The following is a 20,287-nucleotide window of genomic DNA, read 5'->3' as shown; positions in this document are numbered from 1 at the left end:
GGTGGGCCAAGGAAGCGGGGGCTGCTAACGCGCTCTCCCTTCATCGTCGTCGCTCGCAGCAGCGGCGCGGGAGGGCGCGCAGGAACTACCCACGTCAGACGTGCCGGGACGTAAAAAGTTGTCGGAGAGAGAACGCCTGGCTCAGCCACGATGCGGGCGGCCCTCGATCGGACACACACCGGATGTCCGGGCCGTGCCCCGCGGCTCGCCCCGTCAGTTCTTCGCTTCGACGGCCTTGCCGGGCGGAAGAGGATCCCAGCGCAGCGAGTCCCCGAGGAGGTTCGAGATGCGCTTCGGGCGCTGTCCGTCGACGCGCATGACGTAGAGCCCTGGCCCCTCGCCGGAGGTGCGCGTGGAGAAGAACGCCACGAGCCGCCCGTCGGGACTGCAGGCCGGGTACCCGTTCCTGCCCTGATTCTGGGTCAACCGTACGAGGCCGCCGCCCGTCTCCCCCGAGGCGACGAGGTCGGTGTTCTTTCCCACGCCGACGGCATAGACGGCCTTCACGCCGTCGGGGTGGTTGCAGAACGTGGGCGCCGAGGCGAAGAGCCCGTCCGGGGAGATCGCCTTGCCACCGACGTAGATGCGCTGTCCGTACCTGCCCTCGCCGGAGAAGGCGAGCTTGCCGGTCGGCGTGAACACCGGGTGGAGCGCCATCCCCACCTCGGACGCCGGCTTGATGCTCTGGAGATCGGGCCCGGAGAACAGCTTGATCGTCGACCCCACCCCGATGCTGAGGGCGACCTGGGCGCGATCCTTCGAGAACGCGATCCCGTAGACCGAGCCCTTCACGGGCAGCGGGAGCGGGCCGCCGGCGGGCGTGAAGACCTTGTACTCGTCGCCCTTCACGCTCGCCGCGTAGTGGAGCTGCTCGTTCTTCCCGAACGCAGGGGCGATGGCGGTCTGGTCGGGCGGCGAGACGGCCCTGGCGTCATGGCCGTCGGCGTCGATCGTGAAGACACGCCGCAGCGAGCCCGAGCCCGAGGCGAACGTCATGTGGCTGGCGAAACCGCCGTTCTGGCCGGTGAGGGCGCCGATCAGCTGGTCGGCCACCCGGTGCGACTCGAAGCGCACGTCGCGGAGGGGCACGATGAACTTCTTGTCGAACACCGGGGCCTGCCCGCGGTTCACCAGGAACGCCTGGCCGACGAGCTCGACCTTGTCAGCGGCGACCTTCTTGCCGCTCACGCTCACGACCGCCTCGACCCCCTTCGCGGACCACGCCTTCACGTCCACGGGGCTGTCGGAGAGGTACAGTCCGTCGGGCGCGGCGCTGTCGGGCAGCACCTCGAACTCGCCGCACAGCTCGAGGTCGCGCCGGACCACGCTGTGGATCGTCACGTCCTCGGGATCCGAGACGAGCGACGGCAGGACGCCGATCTTCGGGAGCGGGCGCGTCGCGCCGGCCACGACCGTGATGTGGCCGAGCAGCTCGTCCGGGTTGGGCGGCGCCGCCGAGGAGGCCGGCGCCTGCGCAGGAGCAGGGGGAGCAGCGAGCGCGGCGGCGGCGAGCGCCAGGGCGCCGAGGGCATATCGAGCTAGTCGCATGTGGTCTCTCTACAGACGAACGTGACGCTGACCTGCTTCTGCCCGAGGTTGGGATAATTCTCGGGCGGCGGCGGCAGCGCCTGCCCCTTCGCCGCCTCGAGGGTCGCCTGCGCGGCCGCGTCGAAGGCGGGATTCCCGCTCGGCGTCAGCGTGTAGCTCACCATCTGCCCGTCGGACAGGACGATGACCGCGCGCGGCTTGTGCTTCGTGAGCTCCTCCGGCGGGAGCCCCGAGCCGTTCACGCGGAACCTGCTCGAGAACCAGCCCGCGATGCGGGCCAGGTACAGATCCACCGCGCGCGCCTTGAGGGGATCGGTCTCGGTCCCCTCCTTCACGCCGTCCTCGTGGCCCTCCTGGTCGACGTTGGCGGCCGGGGCGGCGTCGGTCTTCGGATCGAGCTCGGTGTCGACCTGCTTCGCGATCTCGGCGTCGGGCGGCGGCGGCGCGGTGCCCGCGTCCGCGATCTTGACCTCCGGGGGCGGGATGTCCGCCTCGGTCTTGCCCGCGCTCGGCGACACGAACGCCTTCTGCTCGACGCGCGGCTTGGGCGTCTGGCGCACCCACCGGTCGGGCAGCTTCATCTTGTCGCGCTTGCCGCCCAGCTTGAGCAGCGGCGTGTCCATGTCGAGCACCGGCACGACCTTCACCGGGACGCTCGGCCCCTTGTCGATCTCGGGCGCCGCAGCGGGCACGGCGAGATCGGCCAGGCTGACCGCGACGGCGGCCCCCGCCTGCACGGCCATCGCCACCGCGACGGCGAGCGCGACGTCCCGCGGGCGGAAGTCGCTCGCCGGCCGACGCTGCCCCGGCGGCGTCCTCGGTCCGGGCGCGCGCGCCGCAGCCGTGCTCACGGCGCCGCACCTCCGGGCCGCGGCGCGGCTCCCCCGGGTCGCGGCGCCGTTCCCCCGGGCGGCGGCGGCGCGCCCTCCGGCTCGATCTCCGGCTGGACGAGGAGGTTCAGCCCCTCGACCCCGGCGGCCCGGGCGGCGGCGACGACCCGCGCCACGGCGCCGTAGCGGGCGTCCTTGTCGGCGCGGATGTAGAGCTCCTTCTCCTTCTGCACGCGCCCGTTCGAGGCGAGCACGGCCTCGATGTCGGCGGTCGCGTCGTCCTCGCCGAAGAGGATCTTCTCTTCCTTCGTGACGGTCACGACGAGCTTCGTGTCCTTCGTCGGCGCCTCCTCGGCGGAGACGTTGGGCAGCTCGACCCGGAGCCCGGCCGTGAGCAGCGGGGCCGTGACCATGAACACAACGAGGAGCACGAGCATCACGTCCACGAGCGGCGTGACGTTGATGTCGCTGAACCCGCCGCCGCCGCGCCGCCTGCGCCCTCCACCGACCGACATGCCCATGATCGGCCCCGCCCCTCAGCCCTTCGGCATCACCGGCGTGGGCCGGTCGCTCGACCGCTGGAGCGCGAGCGGGATGGACTCCTGCATCCCCCGCGCGGAGAGCGACGCGATCTCCACCCAGCCCTCGCTCGCGGCCTCGAGCGCGGAGAGCAGGTCGTCGATGCGCTTGTTGATCCCGTTGTAGGCGATGACCGCGGGGATCGCGGCGAACAGCCCGATCGCGGTCGCGATGAGCGCCTCGCCGATGGCCGGGGCGACGACGGGCAGCGACGCGCTCTTCTGCTGACCGATGCGGAGGAACGCGTCCATGATCCCGTAGACCGTGCCGAACAGGCCGATGAACGGCGACGCCGCCGCGATCGACGAGAGCGTCGGCATGAGCGCGCTCGCGCGCTGCGTCTCGGTCACGATCGCCCGCTTCGCGATCGAGTCGAGGAGCCGGCTCGTCCCGACGCGGCGGCTCAGCTCCATCACGACGCGGGCGCCGGGCGCGTCCGCGTGCCGCTGCGCGAGCGCGAACAGCTGATCGGGCGAGTGGGCGTGCGCCGACTCCTGCTCGAACCGCGCCTGCTGCGAGGCGAGCCGCGCGAGCTGGAGGACCTTGAGGACGGCGATCACCCAGACGAGGATCGCCGCGAAGATCAGCAGCCAGACGACCAGGAAGACCGGACCGGAGGCGTGGAGGACCAGGGAGACGGGATCGAGCTTGATCGGGACCGCCGTCGCCGGCTCGGGGGCGCTTTGCAGGAAGGCCATTTCGATCTCTTCAGGTCAGGGAGTCGGCTCGTCAGGGTTCCGCGCGCGCGGCCCCGTTCAGTGGAGTTTGCGGCCGCGGCCCCCTCTCTCGCCTGGAAGCGCGGCCGTGGCCCTCTTCAAGTTCGCCCAGCGCCGCAAGCGGCGCGGCGCTCAGTCCGCGAGCAGGATGTCGACCTTCCGGTCGCGCGCCCAGCCCTCTTCGTCCGTGCCGGTCGCCTCGAACTCGCCCTTCGACGAGGTCGCGATGCGGCCCTGCTCGAGGCCCTTCTTGCCGAGGTACTCCGCGACGCTGCCGGCGCGCTTCTGGCCGAGGCCCAGGTTGTACTCCGTCTCCCCCCGGGGGTCGGCGTGGCCGATGAGCTTCATCCCCTTGCCCTTGAGCGGACCCGAGACGAAGCAGCGCGCGAGCGCGTCGAGCGCGCCCGCGGCCTCGCCCTCGATCGACGTCGAGTCGAACGCGAAGCGGGCGGTCGGTAGATCGCCGCAGGCCTTGAGGATCTTGTCGTCGATGCGGATCGATCCGCTCGTCGGCTTCGCGGTGTCCTGCTTCGGGGCAGGCGGGGCGGCGGTCTTCGCCACCGGAGGGGGCGCGACGTCGCTGGCGACATTCGCCGGCGGCTGCGGATCGGAGCCGCAGCCGGCCGCGAAGGCGGCAAGGGGCGCCGAGACCACGAGGATCAACGCAGGCAGGTTTGTCATGGGCATGCCGTTACCACGCCGGGAGGCGCGTTGCAGCATTTTGAGCGCCCGCCGGCGAGCCGGCGCGCCTGGATGACAGGCATTCCGTTAAAGTGCCGCGATGCATCGCCCGCTCCAGGCGCGGGAATATTTTGGGCACCAACGGTTGGCCAGCCGCGCGCCCCCTCGACGCTGGCTATTCCTCGCTGGTGTCCGCCTGGCGCTGCGTCTCCGCAGCCGCCGGGGCCGGGGGGTCGGCGACGGCTGCAGCCATCGCGTCGGTGAGCGACATCGGCGCCTGAGGTCGCGACACCTCCTCGGACGCGAGCGAAGGCGACGGCTGACGCTCAGGCCGGGCGCGGGCCCCCGGAGCGGCGGGCGGACGCACACCCGCCCCGGAGGCCTCGCGCGCGCCCGCCTCCGGTGCGGCGCGCGGCTGCGGCGCCGTGGCGGGCTCGGCGGCGCTGGCCTCGTCCTCGTCGGCCGCTCGCGCGCGCGCGTCGAGCCCGCGCAGCGCCGTCCTCCCGGGGCCGGACGCCTCGAGCGGCACGCGCACCTCGCGCGCGATCTCCCCGGCCCGGGACACGCCGCGCTGCGCTGCAGGCGGCACGTCATCCCGCGGCGCACGCGACATCCGGCCGGCGATCAGCGTGAGCCCGACAGCGATCACCAGGGCGCCGGCCACGGTCGCCGCCGCGAGGATGCGCACGCGGGCTCGTGATCGCGCCCGCGAGGGCACCGCGACGGGCACGAGCGCGTCGTGGACGCGCATCACGTCGCTCACGCTCGGCGCATCGAGCACGACCGGCGCCGTACCCGCGAACGCGCTCGAGGCGGTCGCCGCGGTCGACTCCACGCCCCGGATCGCCTGTGGCGTCGTCAGGCCCACCGCCGCCGGAGCGACCGGGCCGCTGCCCGGCGCGACCGAGCCCGCCGCCGACGCGCTCGACGTCGTCGTCGCGGCGGGAAGCGTCGCGATGAACGACTTCAGCGCGAGCGACCGGAGATCCATGATCGTCGGGTCATCGTCGCTCCGTGGCACCGAGGGCGCGCTCGATCGCCGGAGCGGCGGAGGAGGCCGGCTCGATCGCCGGCCGGCGCCTCCCGCCGGGGGCGCTGCCGCACCCCTCCCGTGCGCACGGAGCATCGCACCGCCGCAGACGCTGCACTCGAGCGCAGCCCCGCCGCGCGCGTCGCTCGACACCGTGGTGACGATTCCGCAGATTTCGCAGGTAACGTCCATGAGCCCCCCGCAGGCCTCGCGACACGACAACGGCGAGCGCCCGCCACGCCAGATTGTGATTCAAATTACATCTTGAGTATGGCGCGCGAGGGGCGGCCATGCATGCGGTCTCCGCGCGGCATTTCCGAGAATCGAGCGCGTGACGGCGTTGCGGTGCCATCCCGGACGGTCGACATCGGACGAGAGCCGTCCTGGACCGATGGTTTCCCGGGTGGGCGCTTGCGATGCCGGCCTTCGGGCCGCTGTGGTAAGAGCCGCGCTTCGATGTGGTCGGGAGCGGACCACCGGTCCGCTCGACGTGGTCGCGGCTCCCTGCCGGGGGTCACGCTGACATGGGTCCGGGGGCCGCGACCGGCCTCCGAAGCGCCCGGAGGAGTTCGAGAATGGGTCTCAGCGAAACGCTGCTCGATGCGAACAAGAAATCCAAGGTCGTCGCCGACTGTTGCACGCTGGTCGACGAGGAGGTGGCTTCGAAGAGCGGACTCTCCGGCCTGGCGGTCAAGGCCGGCTACGCGGCCGTGAAGGGCATCAAGCCCGGCTTCATCCAGCAGGTGGTCGAGAAGCTCCTGCCCGAGTTCGCCAAGAAGCTCGATCCCATCTGGACCGAGGCCGCGAGCAGCGGCAACCCGAGCTCCTTCTTCACGTCGAACCGCTCGCGGATCGCCGACGCGCTCCTCAGCATCACCGACGAGAAGGCGAAGTCGTCGTCGAGCGGCGTGGTGCGCGGCACCTACGAGAAGCTGCGCGGCTCAGCGAAGAAGAACGTCGAGGAGGCCGTTCCGCGCCTCGCCCAGCTCATCCAGAAGCACTCAGCCTGAGCGGCTCGGCGCAGCAGGCCCGCTTCGCGCCGGCCTGCTGCGCGCCGCAGCGAGGCGCCCCCGCGGCCGCGTGCGCGGCGGAGGGCGCCCGAGCGATCGGCTCTCAGCCAGGCTCGCCGAAGCTGCGCGCGAAGAGGTCGCGGATCGCGTCGCGGCCGGCGTCGTTGAGATCCTGCGTGCCGATGCCGGCGAAGTTCTCGCAGGTGATGCTCGGCTGCCGCGCCATCTCCCAGGCCGAGCCGCTCCAGCGGAACCAGCCGCGCTTCTCCTGATCGTAGACGAACAGCTGCTTCTTCCAGAGGCGCGCGAGCTCCGCGCCCCAGCCGGTGCCGCCGCGCACGGTGCCGTCCTCCTGGAGCGTGCCCACGACGAAGACCTGGCTCGCCGCGTTGATCTGGTGCCAGATCGTCTGGAGGATGTTGCGCACGAGCGGGATCTCGCTCAGCACGCGGCCGAGGCGCCGCGACACGTAGACGAGGCTGAAGTCGCCCTTGCGCAGCTCGTCGTCCCCCAGCACGACCACGCCGCGCTGGCGCTCGAGGAGCCGGTGGCCCTCGAAGCTGTAGTTCAGCTCCTGCACCCCGTACCGCTCGGCGCACGCCCCGAACTCGGCCTCGGCCCCCTTGGCGCCGCCCGAGTGCACGCGGAAGGTCCGCGGGTCCTTCGGCCGCTCCGAGGGGGGCCGCACGTCCTCGTCGATGACGCGCATCGAGTGGGGATCGAGCCGCAGGTGGAGATCGGCGAGATCCTTGTTGCCGTGGTCCTTCAGCAGCCGCAGGCGAACCACGTCGCGCTCCGGCTGCAGGTAGACGACCACGTTGAGGTGCCGCTCGACCTTCTGGAGCGCGGCAGGCAGCTTGCCGGGAGGGCCCGCCTCGTCGACCTGGGCCGCGACCCAGACCTCGGCGGAGCGCTCCTTCGCGAGCCGCCCGAGCGCCTCCATCGCCTGCTCCGACGCGACCGCCACGTCGAAGCCGTCGACGATGATCACGTCGGGCTCGAAGTGGGCAACGCCGCGCGCGAACGCCACCGTCTCGAGCATCTTCTCGACCCACAGGCGCGCCGCCTCTTCGGGCGCGTCGGCCGACGCCTTCACGTGGCCGAGGTGCGAGTAGATCTGCCGGTGCCGCTCAACCTCGAGCCGGACGGCCTCCGGCTCCTCGAGCCGCATCGACTGCGCGAGATCGTGGAAGATCTCGTCGTAGTACGCGCGGACGTGATCGACCGCGTTCTCGTGCGAGATGTGGAGGACCCGGCGATCCCGCAGCAGATCGTCGAGCGCGATCTGCACGAGCAACGCCGTCTTGCCCACGCCGGGCCGGGAGACGATGACGCCGACGTTGCCGCGACCCAGCCCGCCGTGCATCGACCCCTCGAAGACCCGCATGGGGCTCCGCTCGTTTACCTCTTTGCGGTACATGCCGACCCCCTCACTTGGCCTTCTTCGCCTGCTCTTCCCGGTATTTCTTGATGAGCTCCTCACCAAGCGCCGCCGGAAGAGGAGCATAGCGCGAGAACTCCATCGTGAACTCGGCTTTGCCCTGGGTGGCGGAGCGGAGGACGGTCGAGAAGCCGAACATGTCGGAGAGCGGCACCTCCGCCTCGACGCGGCAGAAGCCGTCTGCCTCGGTCGAACCGACGATGATGCCGCGCCGCTGCATGAGGATGCCGACGATGCCGCCCTGGTACTCGCTCGGCCCTTCGCAGGCGACCTTCATCAGCGGCTCCAGGATCTGCGGGCCGGCCTTGGGGTACGTCTCGCGCCAGGCGCCGCGCGCGGCCTCCTGGAAGGCGATGTCGGACGAGTCGACCGCGTGGGCCGCGCCGTCGTTCAGCGTGACCGACACGCCCGTGACGGGCGCGCCGATGAGCTGTCCCTTGGCGAGCATCGACACGAAGCCCTTCTCGACCGCCGGGATGAACTCGCGCGGGATCGCGCCGCCGACGACCTGATCGTCGAACCGGAACGGCGCCTCCGTCCACGGCTCGATGAAGCCGCCGACCTTGCCGTACTGACCGGAGCCGCCGGTCTGCTTCTTGTGCGTGTAGTTGAAGTCGACGCGGCGCGTGATCGTCTCGCGGTACGCGACGCGCGGCGGGCTCGTGACGACCTCGGCCGCGTACTCGCGCTTCATGCGCTCGATGTAGACGTCCAGGTGGAGCTCACCCATGCCCTGGATGATCGTCTCGCCGCTCTCCGGATCCGCCCCGACGCGGAAGGTCGGGTCCTCCTTGGTGAAGCGGCGCAGCGCCTTCGACATGTTCGCCTGGGCCTTGTTGTCCTTGGGCGTCACGGTGAGCGAGATGACCGGGTCGGGCACGTGCATCGACGTCATCGCGACGCTCAGGGTCCCGTCCGTGAAGGTGTCCCCGGAGTTGCAGTCGATGCCGAACATCGCGACGATGTCGCCCGCGCCCGCGGAGTCGATGTCCTCCATCTCGTCCGCGTGCATGCGGACGAGCCGGCCGACCTTGTGGCGCTTGCCCGTGCGGGTGTTCGTGATCTCGCCCCCGCGGGCCAGGTTGCCCTGGTAGACCCGCAGGTACGTGAGCTGGCCGAAGCGGCCGTCCTCGAGCTTGAACGCGAGCATCACGAGCGGCTTGTCCGAGTCGCTCGACAGGACGACCTCGGCCTCGTCCTTGTCGAGATCCACGGCCTTGTTCGTGATGTCGGCGGGCGTCGGCAGGTAGCGGGTCACGCCGTCGAGCAGGACCTGCACCGCCTTGTTCTTGTAGGCCGACCCCATCATCACCGGGACGATCTGGAGCTTCACGGTCGCCTCGCGGATCGCCGTCTGGAGGAGCTCCTCGGTGACGCGCTCCTCGAGGATCGCCTCCGTGAGCTCGTCGGAGTACATCGAGAGCGCGTCGAGCATCTCCTCGCGCGCCGTCTTCACCTCGTCGGCCATCTCGGCCGGGATCTCGCCGACGACGATCTTCTCGCCGTTCGCCCCCTCGAACCGGTAGGACTTCATCGCGATGAGGTCGACGACCCCCTCGAACTTGTCCTCGAGCCCGATCGGCAGCTGCAGCAGCACCGGGTTCAGGTTGAGCTTCTCGCGCAGCTGCGCGCGGACCCGCAGCGGGTTCGCGCCGGCGCGGTCGCACTTGTTCACGAACGCGATGCGCGGGACGCCGTAGCGGCGCATCTGGCGGTCGACCGTGAGCGACTGGCTCTGCACGCCGGCGACGGCGCAGAGGACCAGGATCGCACCGTCGAGCACGCGCATCGCGCGCTCGACCTCGATCGTGAAGTCCACGTGGCCGGGCGTGTCGATCACGTTGATCTGGTGCCCGTTCCAGAAGCAGTGCGTGGCCGCGGACTGGATGGTGATCCCGCGCTCGCGCTCGAGATCCATCGAGTCCATCTTCGCGCCGACGCCGTCCTTGCCCTTGACGTCGTGGATGGCGTGGATCCGCTTGGTGTAAAAGAGGATGCGCTCGGTCAGCGTTGTCTTGCCCGAATCGATGTGGGCGCTGATCCCGATATTGCGCAGCTTGGACAGTTCGCTGATCACAGAAGGCTCCCCGCCGCGCACCCGTGGGGGCGTGCCCGTGGAGGGCGTGCGGCACGCATCGAACGTCAGCCAGGCGGCGCACTCTTGCGATCGCCCAGTCAGAAATTCGGCGCGGCTCTTAATTCGGCCCCATGGACAGCGCCAGGGGGAAAATGATCGCGCGTGAACATTTCACGCTACTTGGCTTGAATCCTGGAAAGCCCGACCGTCTCGTCCCACTCGGATCCGTAGCCGTCGTAGTGGATGCGGTAGCGCTCTTGCCCCACGATGCCGGTGACGACCGCCGGGTACATCTGCCCGTGCCACTCGACGCGGACCCTGTCGCCGATCTTGTAGACGTTGGTCTGCGACGCCTGCAGCCCCTTGCTCCGGACCTTCGGCGGCGGCGGCGGGTGGACGACATTGCCCTCGACGAGGCCGCGGATCCGTTCACGAGGTACAACTTCGTCCCAGATGTCGTCGTATCCCTGGTAGTGGATCTTGAACTTCGTCGGACCCAGGACCTCGATGACCTCGGCCGGGTAGACGTTCCCTTCCCACGTCACGAGGACGTGATCGCCGATGGCGTATTGGCGCTTGCAGCCCCCCAGAACCAGGGCGAGGGCCAGGAGGAGGGCCGCGGCGTGAGCGCGCGCTGCGGGCATACTTCCCGCCCGCCTTACCGTCCTCGCCGGCGCCCCGCAAGAGGCTTCGCTCAGGGACGCGCGCGGGTCGGCGCTGGACGGCGCGACGGCGCCGGGCCACGCCGTGCCGGGCCGGGCCGTCCTGCCGCAGGCCGCGCCATGCCGTGCCGGGCCGTCCTGCCGCACGCCCGCCGCGCCCCATCTCGACGCCCCCCAGGGCGCTGCAACGGGGCACGAACCCGTGTAGAGAACGCCCATGACCCGAGATGTTCGTCCTGGTACGGGGACCCTCTCCCGCCCGTGCCCGTGCGGCTCGGGGCGCTCGTACCGCGAGTGCTGCGCCCCCTGCCATCTGGGCGATCGCGAGGCGCCCGACGCCGTGGCGCTGATGCGCTCGCGGTACGCCGCGTTCGCCGTCGGAGACACCGCCTACCTCTGGCGGACGCTGCACATGGGCCACATCGACCGCGGGCGCGACAGGGATCAGGTGCTCCGCGAGCTGAAGGTGACGATCCACCACCACCGGTACCGGGGCCTCCAGATCCTCGACAGCCTGCAGAGCGGTGACTCGGCGTCGGTGCTGTTCCTCGCCAAGATCTTCGAGGCAGGCGTCGATCGTTCGTTCGTCGAGCTGTCCGATTTCCTCCACGACGGCGAGGGCTGGCGCTACCTCCACGGCGTCGCCATCCCGCGCGCCCGCATCAGCGTCCCGCCCGACGAGCTGACGATCGCCCGGTTCTCATCCCTCGCCAGCTGACCGGCACTCGCCGGCCGAGCGGGCGCTCGGGCGGCCGATGCGCCCTGGGCCCGCTGACCAGGCCCTCGCGTCGGCGATGCGCCTCAGCCGGCCGACGGGCCCGACGCGCGGGCCTCGTGCCACCCCATCGCCTCGACCACGGCGCGGTTCTTGTCCATCCACACCGCGATGCGCTCGCGCGTCGTCCGGTAGGCGTACTCCAGGATGGCGCGCCGCGCGCGCAGGTTGGCGGGGTTGTGGAGGAACAGCAGCGCGTCGTTCCGCGCGGGCTCGAGCACGAGGACCTGCATCTTGCCCTCGGCGAGCGCGCGCCCCACCGCCTGGTGGAGCCGCGCGTGCGCCCCGATCCGCATCGCCTGGTTGAAGATCCAGAGCATGCCCTTGTCGCGCACGCTCTCGCGCACCCCGTGCCCTGTCGGGACGGGGCGGTGCGCGGTGGAGACGGGCACGAGCGGGCTCACGACGATCGTGAGGTCCACGCCGGCGGCCTGCGCGAGATCGAGGTGCGCCACGTGGCCCAGCCCGCCGTCGAGGTAGTGGCGGTGCTCGACGCGCACCGGCGAGAAGAACAGCGGGAGCGCGAGCGACGCCGCGCAGGCGAGCGACACCGGGACGTGGTCGAACCCCTCGGCGCCGAAGACGACGCGCTCGCCCGAGTCGAGGTCGTGCGCCGGGATGCGCAGCGTCCGCGGCATCGCGCGGAACGAGTTCGGGATGCCGCGCCTCAGGAAGAACTCGCCGAGGAACCGCTCGTAACGATCGAGCTGGAAGAGCCCCGCGGGGAGCGAGTCGTTGAAGCGATCGAGCTGCTCGAACAGGTACTGCTGCGCCGGCGCGTTCGGGGTCGCGTCGCCCCGGGTCGTGAGCCGGACGATCGCGTGGCGGAGCGCGACCAGGCTGGTGCTGAGCGCGCGCCGCCACTCGCCGACGTCGATGTGGAGGAGGTGGCTGCGCTCCAGCGGGAAGAAGTTGTCGACCGGATCGAGCAGGGCGCGGTAGAGCCGCTCGATCGGGATGCCGCCCGCCAGGGCCGCGGCCACCGCGGCGCCGCTGCCGTGTCCGAGGTAGAGCGAGAAGCTCTGGTTGTCGATCCCCTCGACGCCATCCTCGAGCGCCGCGAGCGCGCCGATCTGGTAGAGCGCGCCCGTCAGGCCGCCCCCGGGCAAGCAGAGGCTGACGCGCGCTCGCTTCGCCCCGGCGCGCGGAGCGGCGCGGCCCTGGCCGCTCGCGTCCACGGTCCCGGAGGAGCGGCCCTCGCCGTCCCCCGCTGCGATCTGCGCGGATCGGCTCTCGCCGCCGCCTTGGCTCCCGAACGACGGCATCATGAGAGGTCCTTTTCCCTCGCGCGGGCCGCCCCCTCGGCGCGACGGCCGAGGACGCAGGCGAGCGCGGTCAACACGAGCGCAGAGGCGGAGCTCACCGCCACGAGCCACACCGGGCTCGCCGCGGCGTCGGGCAGCGCGGCGCCGGCGGCCGAGGGCGCGCCGTCGGCGGCCCCCGCGCCCGCCGCGGAGAGGAGCGAGAAGCACTGGATGGCGTTGTAGGTGCCGTGGAGGAGGATGGACGGCAAGAGCGAGCCGCTCGCGACGCGGAGGACGCCGAGGGCCGCGCCGAAGATGCCGATCGGCAGGAACTTCTGCCACCCGACGTGGGCCACCGCGAAGAGCGCGGCCGTGATCGCGATCACGAGCGGCGCGCGGTGCGTCCAGCGCAGCGGGCGGGCGAGCGCTCCCCGGAAGAAGACCTCCTCCAGCGCGGGGCCGAGCACGATGAAGATGAGGCCGAGCGCGGCCCGCTCGGGCGCGCTCGCGTCGACGAAGACCCGGACGAGCTCGGCGTCGTCGATCCCCGACGGCCAGCGCGCCTCGATCGCCGTGTAGAGCGCGGCGATGGGCCCCTCGAGCGCGAAGCCGAGCGCGATCGCGAGCGGATAGAACGCCACGTGCGTCCCGCGCACGCCGAGGAACTGCCGGATCGACGCGCGGGGCGCGTGCACCTGGAGCACGCCGAAGAGCCCGAGCAGGTACGCCGCGGCCTGGCACGCGAAGCTGCCGATGACGTCGAGCTTCGGCGCCGCCCGGAACGAGCCCGCGCCGTCGAGCGCCGGCTCCATCCGGAAGGAGGAGATCAGGCCGAGCAGGAACAGGAACAGCGCGGTGACGCCCACGGTCCAGCCGATGGCCCCGGGGATCGACATCGGTCGCTCCTCGCCGCCTCGCCGGACGAGCGGACCGGGCCCTCCGCCGCTCGGCGGAGGGTCGGGGGTGCCGTGCAGATCGCTCATCGACCTCGCAGATAAGGCAGGACGCCCCGCTTCACGACCGTGTCCGTGCCGAGGCGATCGTTCGTCTCCGGGTAGTCGATCGTCGTGTGCAGCCCCCGGCTCTCGTGCCGGGCGGAGGCGCAGCCGACGATGAGCTCGGCCACGGTGGCGATGTTGCGCAGCTCGAGCAGATCCCGGGTGACAAGGTGCTTCCAGTAGTACTCGCGGATCTCCTCCTGGAGCAGGGAGATCCGCCGGGCGGCGCGCCGGAGGCGGGCGTCGGACCGGACGATGCCGACGTAGTTCCACATGGTGCGGCGCAGCTCGTCCCAGTTGTGGGCGACGACGACCTCCTCGTCGCTGGCGACCGCGTTGCCGACCTGCCACTCGGGCACATCGGGGAACGCGCTCTGCCGGAGCTCGGCGATCTGGGTGCCGAGGCGCGCGGCCGCGCGGTGGCCGAAGACGAGCCCCTCGAGCAGCGAGTTCGAGGCGAGCCGGTTCGCGCCGTGCAGCCCCGTGCACGTGCACTCGCCGATCGCCCAGAGCCCGGGGATCGTCGTCCTGCCGTAGAGATCGGTGGTGATCCCGCCGCACATGTAGTGGGCGGCCGGCACGACGGGGATCGGCTGCGCGGTGATGTCGATGCCGTAGCGCAGGCACTGCGCGTGGATGGTCGGGAAGTGCTCGCGGACGAAGCTCGCGGGCCGGTGGGTGATGTCCAGCAGCACGTAGTCCGAGCCTGTCCGCTTCATCTCGAAGTCGATGGCCCGCGCCACGATGTCGCGCGGCGCGAGGTCCTTGCGCGGATCGTGGCTGGCCATGAAGGCCGTCCCGTCCGGCAGCCGGAGGATGGCGCCCTCGCCGCGCAGCGCCTCGCTCACGAGGAAGCTCTTCGCCTCCGGGTGGAACAGGCACGTCGGGTGGAACTGGTAGAACTCCATGTTCGCGATCTCGGCGCCTGCCCGGTAGGCCATGGCGACGCCGTCGCCCGTCGCGACGTCGGGGTTCGTCGTGTAGAGGTAGACCTTGCCTGCGCCGCCGGTCGCGAGCACGGTCGCCCGCGCGAGGTAGGTCTCGACGACGTGCGGCTTCGAGGCCGGCCGGTGCCGGGGCGCTGGCCGCTCCGAGTCGCGCGGCCGCGGCCTGCCCTGGTTCAGCGCGGCGTCGGTCTCGTCGAGCACGTAGGCGCCGGCGCAGATGTCCGGCCCCCCGAACCGGGAGAGCGGGATGAGGTCGATCGCCGTGTGGTGCTCGGCGAAGCGGATGTTCGGGTTCTGCCGGGCCTGCTCGAGGAGCGCGCGCTCGATCTCGAGGCCGGTCGCGTCGGCGGCGTGCACGATCCGCCGCGCGGAGTGCCCCCCCTCGCGCCCGAGGCGCACCTGGCCGTTCTCGTGATCGAACTGGGCGCCCCGCGCGATGAGCTCGCGCACCCGCTCGGGCCCCTCCCGCGCGCAGATCTCGACGACCACCTCGTGACAGAGGCCCGCCCCCGCCTCGAGTGTGTCGGCGATGTGCGCCTCGGGGGAGTCGTCCGGGGCGAAGACCGCGGCGATGCCGCCCTGGGCGTACTTCGTGTTGGATTCGTCACGCGCGCGCTTGGTGACGATGATCACCTCGCCGTGCTCGGCCGCCTCGAGCGCGAAGGTCAGCCCAGCCACACCGCTACCGATGACGAGGAAATCGGTCGTTATCGCCACGGCCAGCAGGGTAGCAGGAGCGGGGCGCACGGAGGTAGGCCGTGGTGCGCTTCCTGCGTGCGACGGCGCTGCGGCCGGGCGTTCGGGCGGGAGGCCGGTGTGGCCGGGGAGAGCCGAGCGCCGGCGTGAGCCTGCGCGAGGTGTGGGCGCGCGCACGGGCTGATCGCGCTCATGGCGGAGCGCCTCGGCCGTTGCCGACGCGCGCCGGGGCGCACGTCGCGCGCTCGGGCTCGCAGCGCGAGCTCATGAGCGCAGTCCATCCATCAGAAGCCGCGACTCGCGAAGGCGCGACTCGCGCAGCAACTCGCGAGATGCAGCGAGGATGCGAGAGATGCGGTGTTCTGGCACAACACGACAGGTTCCCGGAGAGCCCATCAGAGCCTGCGTCCCCCACACCCTCTGGTCGACTCGCTCGATTCAGCCCCTTCGTGAAGGGGCCTCTCGCTCAAGAGTCCTCGCTTCTGCGGTGCACCGAGGGCACGAGCATCAGCTTGGGGCGACGCTTGCTTCGCGCTTTAGGGCCACCTGCCGGGCGTGGGTTCTTCGCCCACAAGAGGCTCTGCGACGCGGGCAGTCTGGGCCCTGACGGCGGCGCGAGCTCCTCCGCCGCCGCCTCTTCGCGAGCGGCCCGCTCCGCGATGCAGTGCATGCAATACTTCTGAGGATCCCAGTCGATGTCCTCGAGACCCAGCCTCCGTACCCACATCCGCTCCCACTCCCCCATCTTGCTCAAGCTGGGGCGCTTACCAGAGGGAGGGGGGTCGTCTCCGCGGGACCTTCGGCGCTTCGGCATGGGGCTCCTTGAATTCGGGCGGCGCCCATTCTGCCGGCAACGAATGAGCTCGCCAAGGGGTTTCTTCGAATCATCGTTGCCGTTTTGCCGAGTTACGTTCAGCCCTCCGAAATTGCCACGAAATCATACCGTCTCTCATTTTTTCTGCAGCGCTCGCCGCGATCAGCAGTCCAGCGGGCTCTGCTCGCTGCTCCGCCCCCTCCCCGGGCAGTCCACCGCAGCCGCGGGGTTCGCCGCTGCCTCCGCTCGCTCCGGCGCCGGCCTGGCTCCCGGGAAGATCGCCTCCCCACCCTTCGCGCCGTCACCTTCGCCCACAAGAATGCTGCCCACCCCGGCCCGTGCTCGTCCCTCCGGGCCTGCGCGCGCTCCGGCGCTGCTGCACCGCTCCTCCTGACGAGTTCAACCCACAGACCCCGCAACACGTGCCAGGACGCACATTACCTGCTCGGGCTCAAAGGTCACCTGCACGCCGCTCGGTCCCGGCCCCGGACGCTCGTCCTCGGAGCGGCCTGTTCGACGCGGGCTCATCATGAGCCGCACTTCGTCCCGGCACTGCGACGCAATCATCTCATCAGCACCAAGGTCGTCCACGCTGGCTGCCTCGACAGCGGAATGCACCATCTCGATCGCCGTGCGGGAGACGACCTCTCCGCCAAGCCGGCCCGTGACCAGGAAGAGCCCCAGGCAAGGCAACTCACCAGAGCGCTCCTCGTTGCTCGCACGACGCCTCGACACAAGGGCATCCGCCCCTGCCTCGATGGCGATCGTTGGACGCACCATCCTCCACCTCGCACGCTCGTCGCAAGGACGAGCCGAGTCAGCGCGCACCACGCTCGCGGTGCGCCGGTCTCCTGTTCTGTCGCCCAGCGCGCTGCGCTGCGGGGCCGCCGTGCGCCCTCGGCGAGCTCAGGTCGTCAGCGGCTGCTCGCTCGAGCTGGAAACTCGCGACGGGACCTTTTGCTCAAGCGCTCAAAAATCGTCGCGCACGAGGCGCGCCAATCGCACCATCTTCAGCAGCAGCCGCCTACAGCGGCCCTTGCTCCGCCTGCTTCGCCTACCTGCCCTCAAAGGAATCTTCTCCCACCCAGGGCTCAGCCGCAGCTTCGGTCGGTTCCCCGACCGTGATGCAAGCTCCTCCATCACCGCTTCCCAGGCCGCTCGCTTCGCGATGCAGTGCTCGCAGTGCAGCTCGGGGTCCCACTCCACATCCTCGAGGCCCAGCCTGCGCACCCACATCCGCTCCCACTCCCCCATCCCGCTCGGGCTGGGGCGTCTTCCGGAGGGAGGGACATCGTTTCCACTGGAATTCCGGCGCATCGGCAGGGCGCTCCTTGGGATTGAGCGGCGCGCATACTGCCGGCCACGAAAGAGCACGCCAAGCGTTTTCGTCCAGAAATCGATGTCTTTCGATTACTTACGCTCAGCCAGGCCGGGTCATCACAAAATCGTACGGCCGCCCTCACTTTCTCCACCGCTCGCCGGTGGCAGCAGTCCAGCGAGCGCTGCTGGCCGCTGTGCCTGTTGCCTGCGGGAGATGCGTCGCCTCCTCGATGGCGCGTCGCGCGATCGTCGGGGTCGCCTCCGCCACGCTTCGCGGCGGCTGGCGGCCGACGAGGCCGCCCGCCACCTCGTCGCTCACTTGCGGAAACTCCTGCTCCGCGGCCGCCGAGCCTGCCGCGCCCGCGTTGTCCGCCACGGTGTTGCTGCCGCCGGGGCCCCCAGCACCCGGCGTGCCGCGTTGCAGCGTTGTCTCCCCTTCCTGCTCCACCGCCTTGCCTCGGTACGCGATCGCGAACGACGGCCCACCGAGGCCTCCTCCTCCTGGATTGCCGTTGCCTCCTTGCCCTCCCTGCCCACCAGCGCACGCGTGCTTCGACCCGCTGCCCCCCATGCCACCGGCTCCGCCGAGCCCGCCGGCTCCACCGAGCCCACCGGCAGGTACCCCGCCAGCCTCACCTCTAGCCGGTGCTCCCCTGGCTCGACGACCACCTCCCCTTCCAGCTCTTCGCACCACGCTGCTCGCGCTGGGGTGCAGAGCAAGACGGAGAGCAACACCACGATGCCCGTTCCCCGGCCCGTGCTCGGCCCTGCGGGCCTGCGCGCGGTCCGCCCCTCCCAAGTCCCGCGCTCCGCGCGGGACGGGAGGGGTCGCGGCGACGATCGCGGTTCGGGGCCCAGCGCCATCACGCCTCCGCCCCGGCGCCGCACATCGCAGCTCCCCCGCCGCGCAAAAGTGACCTGCTGCCGGACTGCCTTCAGCGACCGTCGGATAACATCCGCGCTCGCGGCCCGACGCAGAAGGGTTCAGCAGGTCAACGGTCCCTCCACCCGCGCCTTGGGCAATCCACTCGATGGTGGTGAGGTTGTCAGCGCCGGGCAGCCCACCGTGTCGCGTCTCCGCGACAAAAGAGTCCCTACCACCCCAGCGCGGGGCACGTCCAATCATTTCTTGTCTCCTCCTTCAGCTCCGCGGCTCGCAGAGCACTGCATTCGTCAGTCGCTCATCCGCATTGCGCTCAGCTCCCGTAAATTCTCATCGTGCTGCTCACTTCACTGACCGCAGCTCGCATTGCCCCGGAAGTCCCGATATTCTCCGCTCACGCCCACCCCGCCGGCGTTTCCACCTGGCGCCAGGCCTCTGCCCTCGCCCGCTGTGCCCCCATGAAGCTCGCCAAGGGCTTTCTTCTGAAATCGAAGCCTTTTCACCCAGTTACGCGCAGCCATACTGGATCGCCACGGAATCGTATGGTCATCTTCACGTTCTCCGTCGCTCGCCGATAGCGGCGATCCACGGGGTTCTGCTCGCCACGTGCCTTCAGCGCCTCCCGCGCCATCACCACACCCCCAGGACGAGCGAGATAACGAGAAGAACACGAAGAAGAAGGGAGAGCTGATGCCCTCCCCCGGTCGGTGCTCGGCGCTTCGCGCCTGCGCGCCGCCCGCCCCTCCCAAGTCCCGCGCTCCGCGCGGGACGGGAGGGGTCGCCTCGACGCAGCCTCGCCGCCCTCCAGGACTTATGCCCCGCTCCTCCTCAGGAGTTCTAACCTTCAGATCCGTCAGATATCGGCAACCCGCGCCAGAATGCACGTCACCAGCTCGGACTCGCCATTCTCATCAGCGCAGTCGACAAGCAGGCTGGCCGCGAGGCGCAGCTCGCGGTGCGCTGCGAGGATGCCGGTGATCCGGCGCTCGGCCACAGCACTCCAGAGGCCGCCCGAGCACACGAGGAAGACGTCGCCCGGCTCCGTGTTCTCGACCTGGGTTTTCATCTCCACCGCCGCCTCGCAACCGAGCGCGCGCGGCGCCGCCTTTGCATGTTGCACCAGCATGGCCAGCGCATCCGGCGAGACGGTTCCATCCGACACGCCACCGTCGAGCGCCGCGAAACCACGCGTTCGCTCCTCCAACCTGCCGCCGCGGAATCGATAGATGCGCATCTCGCCGACGTAGGCGATGTACACCGCCCCCGGCGCGAGCAGCACACCGGCGAAGCTCACCGGCGTGCCGCTCCGGCCCGGCTCCAGACGATCGCCCTCGGGGCGGAAATGATAGGTTCGACGAGGACTCATCATGAGTCGCACTTCGTCCCGACACTGCGGTGCAGTCATCTCACCAGCCCACCCTCCTTCCGCACTACCTTCCAAACATGCGTGTACCACCTCAACAGCAGTACGGGAGACAACCTCTCCGCCGAATCCACCCGTGACCAGGAACAGCCCCAGACAGGGCAGCTCACCAGAGCGCTCCTCGTTGCTCGCACGACGCCTCGACACGGGGGCATCCGCCCCCGCCTCGATGGCGAGCGTTGGACACACCATCGTCCACCTCGCACGCTCGTCGCACGGACGAGCCGAGTCAGTGCGCACCACACCCGCGGTGCGCCGGTTTCTACTCTGTCGCCCAGCGCACCGCGCCGCCGCCGTGCGCCCTCAGCGCGCCCAGTCCGTCAACGCCTGCTCGCTCGAACCGGCCGCTCGTGACGGGGCCTTTCGGTCAAGCGCTCAAACGTCCTCGCGCTCGAGCCGCGCCAGTCGCACCAGCTTCAGCAGCAGCCGCCTGCAATGGCGCCTGCTCCGCTTCATTCGCCCACCCGTCCTGGATGGGCTCGGCTCATGGCTCAGCCGCAGCTTCGGTCGGTTCCCCGACCGTGATGCAAGCTCCGCCATCACCGCTTCCCGAGCCGCTCTCTTCTCGATGCAGTGCTCGCAGGACTCCTCCGGATCCCACTCGACGTCCTCG

The 20,287-nt window shown here is 70.6% G+C and carries 18 protein-coding genes; 2 read left to right on the top strand and 16 right to left on the bottom strand.

All coding sequences use genetic code 11. The annotated features are described in order from the left end of the window. Positions 1–213: 213 nt before the first annotated feature. The 6 genes from WMF39_RS03605 to WMF39_RS03580 form a co-directional block, all read right to left on the bottom strand. The gene (locus WMF39_RS03605) at positions 214–1,548 is read right to left on the bottom strand and encodes a tolB protein (protein ID WP_437744148.1); all 1,335 of its coding nucleotides are present in this window, start codon (positions 1,546–1,548) and stop codon (positions 214–216) included. Beyond that, entirely contained in the window at positions 1,539–2,399 is an 861-nt protein-coding gene (locus WMF39_RS03600) for a TonB C-terminal domain-containing protein (RefSeq protein ID WP_437744147.1), read from the bottom strand. Before WMF39_RS03600 ends, WMF39_RS03605 begins: the two co-directional genes overlap by 10 nt. Beyond that, positions 2,396–2,899, bottom strand: a complete 504-nt coding sequence (locus tag WMF39_RS03595) for a biopolymer transporter ExbD (RefSeq protein WP_437744146.1) — start codon at positions 2,897–2,899, stop codon at positions 2,396–2,398. Before WMF39_RS03595 ends, WMF39_RS03600 begins: the two co-directional genes overlap by 4 nt. A gap of 15 nt (positions 2,900–2,914) precedes the next feature. Then, positions 2,915–3,655 carry a MotA/TolQ/ExbB proton channel family protein gene (locus tag WMF39_RS03590; protein WP_437744145.1) on the bottom strand — a complete coding sequence of 247 codons (741 nt, stop codon included), beginning with the start codon at positions 3,653–3,655 and terminating at the stop codon, positions 2,915–2,917. Positions 3,656–3,805: 150 nt separating this feature from the next. Next, positions 3,806–4,354, bottom strand: a complete 549-nt coding sequence (locus WMF39_RS03585) for an OmpA family protein (RefSeq protein WP_437744144.1) — start codon at positions 4,352–4,354, stop codon at positions 3,806–3,808. A 175-nt stretch (positions 4,355–4,529) separates the two neighbouring features. After that, positions 4,530–5,345 (bottom strand): hypothetical protein, encoded by an 816-nt coding sequence (locus WMF39_RS03580; RefSeq protein WP_437744143.1) that lies wholly within the window; start codon positions 5,343–5,345, stop codon positions 4,530–4,532. Between the two features lie 614 nt (positions 5,346–5,959). Here WMF39_RS03580 and WMF39_RS03575 point away from each other — a divergent pair. After that, positions 5,960–6,394 carry a DUF6918 family protein gene (locus tag WMF39_RS03575; protein WP_437549462.1) on the top strand — a complete coding sequence of 145 codons (435 nt, stop codon included), beginning with the start codon at positions 5,960–5,962 and terminating at the stop codon, positions 6,392–6,394. 103 nt (positions 6,395–6,497) lie between these two features. On the opposite strand, the gene WMF39_RS03570 is transcribed toward WMF39_RS03575, so the two are convergent. From WMF39_RS03570 to WMF39_RS03560, 3 genes are all read right to left on the bottom strand, one after another. After that, on the bottom strand, positions 6,498–7,814 hold the full coding sequence (locus tag WMF39_RS03570) for a hypothetical protein (protein WP_437549461.1): 1,317 nt from the start codon (positions 7,812–7,814) through the stop codon (positions 6,498–6,500). A 10-nt stretch (positions 7,815–7,824) separates the two neighbouring features. Beyond that, the gene (gene fusA, locus WMF39_RS03565; protein WP_437744142.1) at positions 7,825–9,912 is read right to left on the bottom strand and encodes an elongation factor G; all 2,088 of its coding nucleotides are present in this window, start codon (positions 9,910–9,912) and stop codon (positions 7,825–7,827) included. A gap of 176 nt (positions 9,913–10,088) precedes the next feature. Next, positions 10,089–10,556, bottom strand: a complete 468-nt coding sequence (locus WMF39_RS03560; RefSeq protein WP_437549458.1) for a Tudor-knot domain-containing protein — start codon at positions 10,554–10,556, stop codon at positions 10,089–10,091. A gap of 235 nt (positions 10,557–10,791) precedes the next feature. Between WMF39_RS03560 and WMF39_RS03555 the strand changes: the two genes are divergently transcribed. Further along, positions 10,792–11,292, top strand: a complete 501-nt coding sequence (locus WMF39_RS03555; protein ID WP_437297724.1) for a YchJ family protein — start codon at positions 10,792–10,794, stop codon at positions 11,290–11,292. Positions 11,293–11,375: 83 nt separating this feature from the next. Here WMF39_RS03555 and WMF39_RS03550 read toward each other — a convergent pair whose 3' ends face one another. The 7 genes from WMF39_RS03550 to WMF39_RS03520 form a co-directional block, all read right to left on the bottom strand. Further along, entirely contained in the window at positions 11,376–12,617 is a 1,242-nt protein-coding gene (locus tag WMF39_RS03550; RefSeq protein WP_437744141.1) for a patatin-like phospholipase family protein, read from the bottom strand. Beyond that, positions 12,614–13,489 carry a CPBP family intramembrane glutamic endopeptidase gene (locus WMF39_RS03545; RefSeq protein ID WP_437744140.1) on the bottom strand — a complete coding sequence of 292 codons (876 nt, stop codon included), beginning with the start codon at positions 13,487–13,489 and terminating at the stop codon, positions 12,614–12,616. Before WMF39_RS03545 ends, WMF39_RS03550 begins: the two co-directional genes overlap by 4 nt. An 83-nt stretch (positions 13,490–13,572) precedes the next feature. Continuing rightward, positions 13,573–15,255, bottom strand: coding sequence for an L-aspartate oxidase (locus WMF39_RS03540; protein ID WP_437744139.1), 1,683 nt, complete (start codon positions 15,253–15,255; stop codon positions 13,573–13,575). A 955-nt stretch (positions 15,256–16,210) separates the two neighbouring features. After that, entirely contained in the window at positions 16,211–16,378 is a 168-nt protein-coding gene (locus tag WMF39_RS03535; protein WP_437744138.1) for a hypothetical protein, read from the bottom strand. Between the two features lie 69 nt (positions 16,379–16,447). Continuing rightward, on the bottom strand, positions 16,448–16,825 hold the full coding sequence (locus WMF39_RS03530) for a hypothetical protein (protein ID WP_437744137.1): 378 nt from the start codon (positions 16,823–16,825) through the stop codon (positions 16,448–16,450). A 682-nt stretch (positions 16,826–17,507) separates the two neighbouring features. After that, the gene (locus tag WMF39_RS03525; protein ID WP_437744136.1) at positions 17,508–17,939 is read right to left on the bottom strand and encodes a hypothetical protein; all 432 of its coding nucleotides are present in this window, start codon (positions 17,937–17,939) and stop codon (positions 17,508–17,510) included. Between the two features lie 1,165 nt (positions 17,940–19,104). After that, positions 19,105–19,620, bottom strand: a complete 516-nt coding sequence (locus WMF39_RS03520; RefSeq protein WP_437744135.1) for a PP2C family protein-serine/threonine phosphatase — start codon at positions 19,618–19,620, stop codon at positions 19,105–19,107. Positions 19,621–20,287: the final 667 nt, after the last annotated feature.

The sequence above is a fragment of the Sorangium sp. So ce1504 genome, assembly GCF_051521635.1.
GTDB lineage: Bacteria > Myxococcota_A > Polyangia > Polyangiales > Polyangiaceae > Sorangium > Sorangium cellulosum_B.
Note: the sequence above shows the minus strand (reverse complement) of the source record. Positions and strands in the feature narration are given on the sequence as shown.

What these genes read in the sequence shown, in the direction of transcription:
- WMF39_RS03605 (WP_437744148.1), bottom strand. Translation starts at nt 1,548, where the DNA reads ATGCGACTAGCTCGATATGCCCTCGGCGCCCTGGCGCTCGCCGCCGCC.
- WMF39_RS03595 (WP_437744146.1), bottom strand. Translation starts at nt 2,899, where the DNA reads ATGGGCATGTCGGTCGGTGGAGGGCGCAGGCGGCGCGGCGGCGGCGGG.
- WMF39_RS03590 (WP_437744145.1), bottom strand. Translation starts at nt 3,655, where the DNA reads ATGGCCTTCCTGCAAAGCGCCCCCGAGCCGGCGACGGCGGTCCCGATC.
- WMF39_RS03585 (WP_437744144.1), bottom strand. Translation starts at nt 4,354, where the DNA reads ATGACAAACCTGCCTGCGTTGATCCTCGTGGTCTCGGCGCCCCTTGCC.
- WMF39_RS03580 (WP_437744143.1), bottom strand. Translation starts at nt 5,345, where the DNA reads ATGGATCTCCGGTCGCTCGCGCTGAAGTCGTTCATCGCGACGCTTCCC.
- WMF39_RS03575 (WP_437549462.1), top strand. Translation starts at nt 5,960, where the DNA reads ATGGGTCTCAGCGAAACGCTGCTCGATGCGAACAAGAAATCCAAGGTC.
- WMF39_RS03570 (WP_437549461.1), bottom strand. Translation starts at nt 7,814, where the DNA reads ATGTACCGCAAAGAGGTAAACGAGCGGAGCCCCATGCGGGTCTTCGAG.
- WMF39_RS03560 (WP_437549458.1), bottom strand. Translation starts at nt 10,556, where the DNA reads ATGCCCGCAGCGCGCGCTCACGCCGCGGCCCTCCTCCTGGCCCTCGCC.
- WMF39_RS03555 (WP_437297724.1), top strand. Translation starts at nt 10,792, where the DNA reads ATGACCCGAGATGTTCGTCCTGGTACGGGGACCCTCTCCCGCCCGTGC.
- WMF39_RS03550 (WP_437744141.1), bottom strand. Translation starts at nt 12,617, where the DNA reads ATGATGCCGTCGTTCGGGAGCCAAGGCGGCGGCGAGAGCCGATCCGCG.
- WMF39_RS03545 (WP_437744140.1), bottom strand. Translation starts at nt 13,489, where the DNA reads ATGTCGATCCCCGGGGCCATCGGCTGGACCGTGGGCGTCACCGCGCTG.
- WMF39_RS03525 (WP_437744136.1), bottom strand. Translation starts at nt 17,939, where the DNA reads ATGGGGGGCAGCGGGTCGAAGCACGCGTGCGCTGGTGGGCAGGGAGGG.
- WMF39_RS03520 (WP_437744135.1), bottom strand. Translation starts at nt 19,620, where the DNA reads ATGATGAGTCCTCGTCGAACCTATCATTTCCGCCCCGAGGGCGATCGT.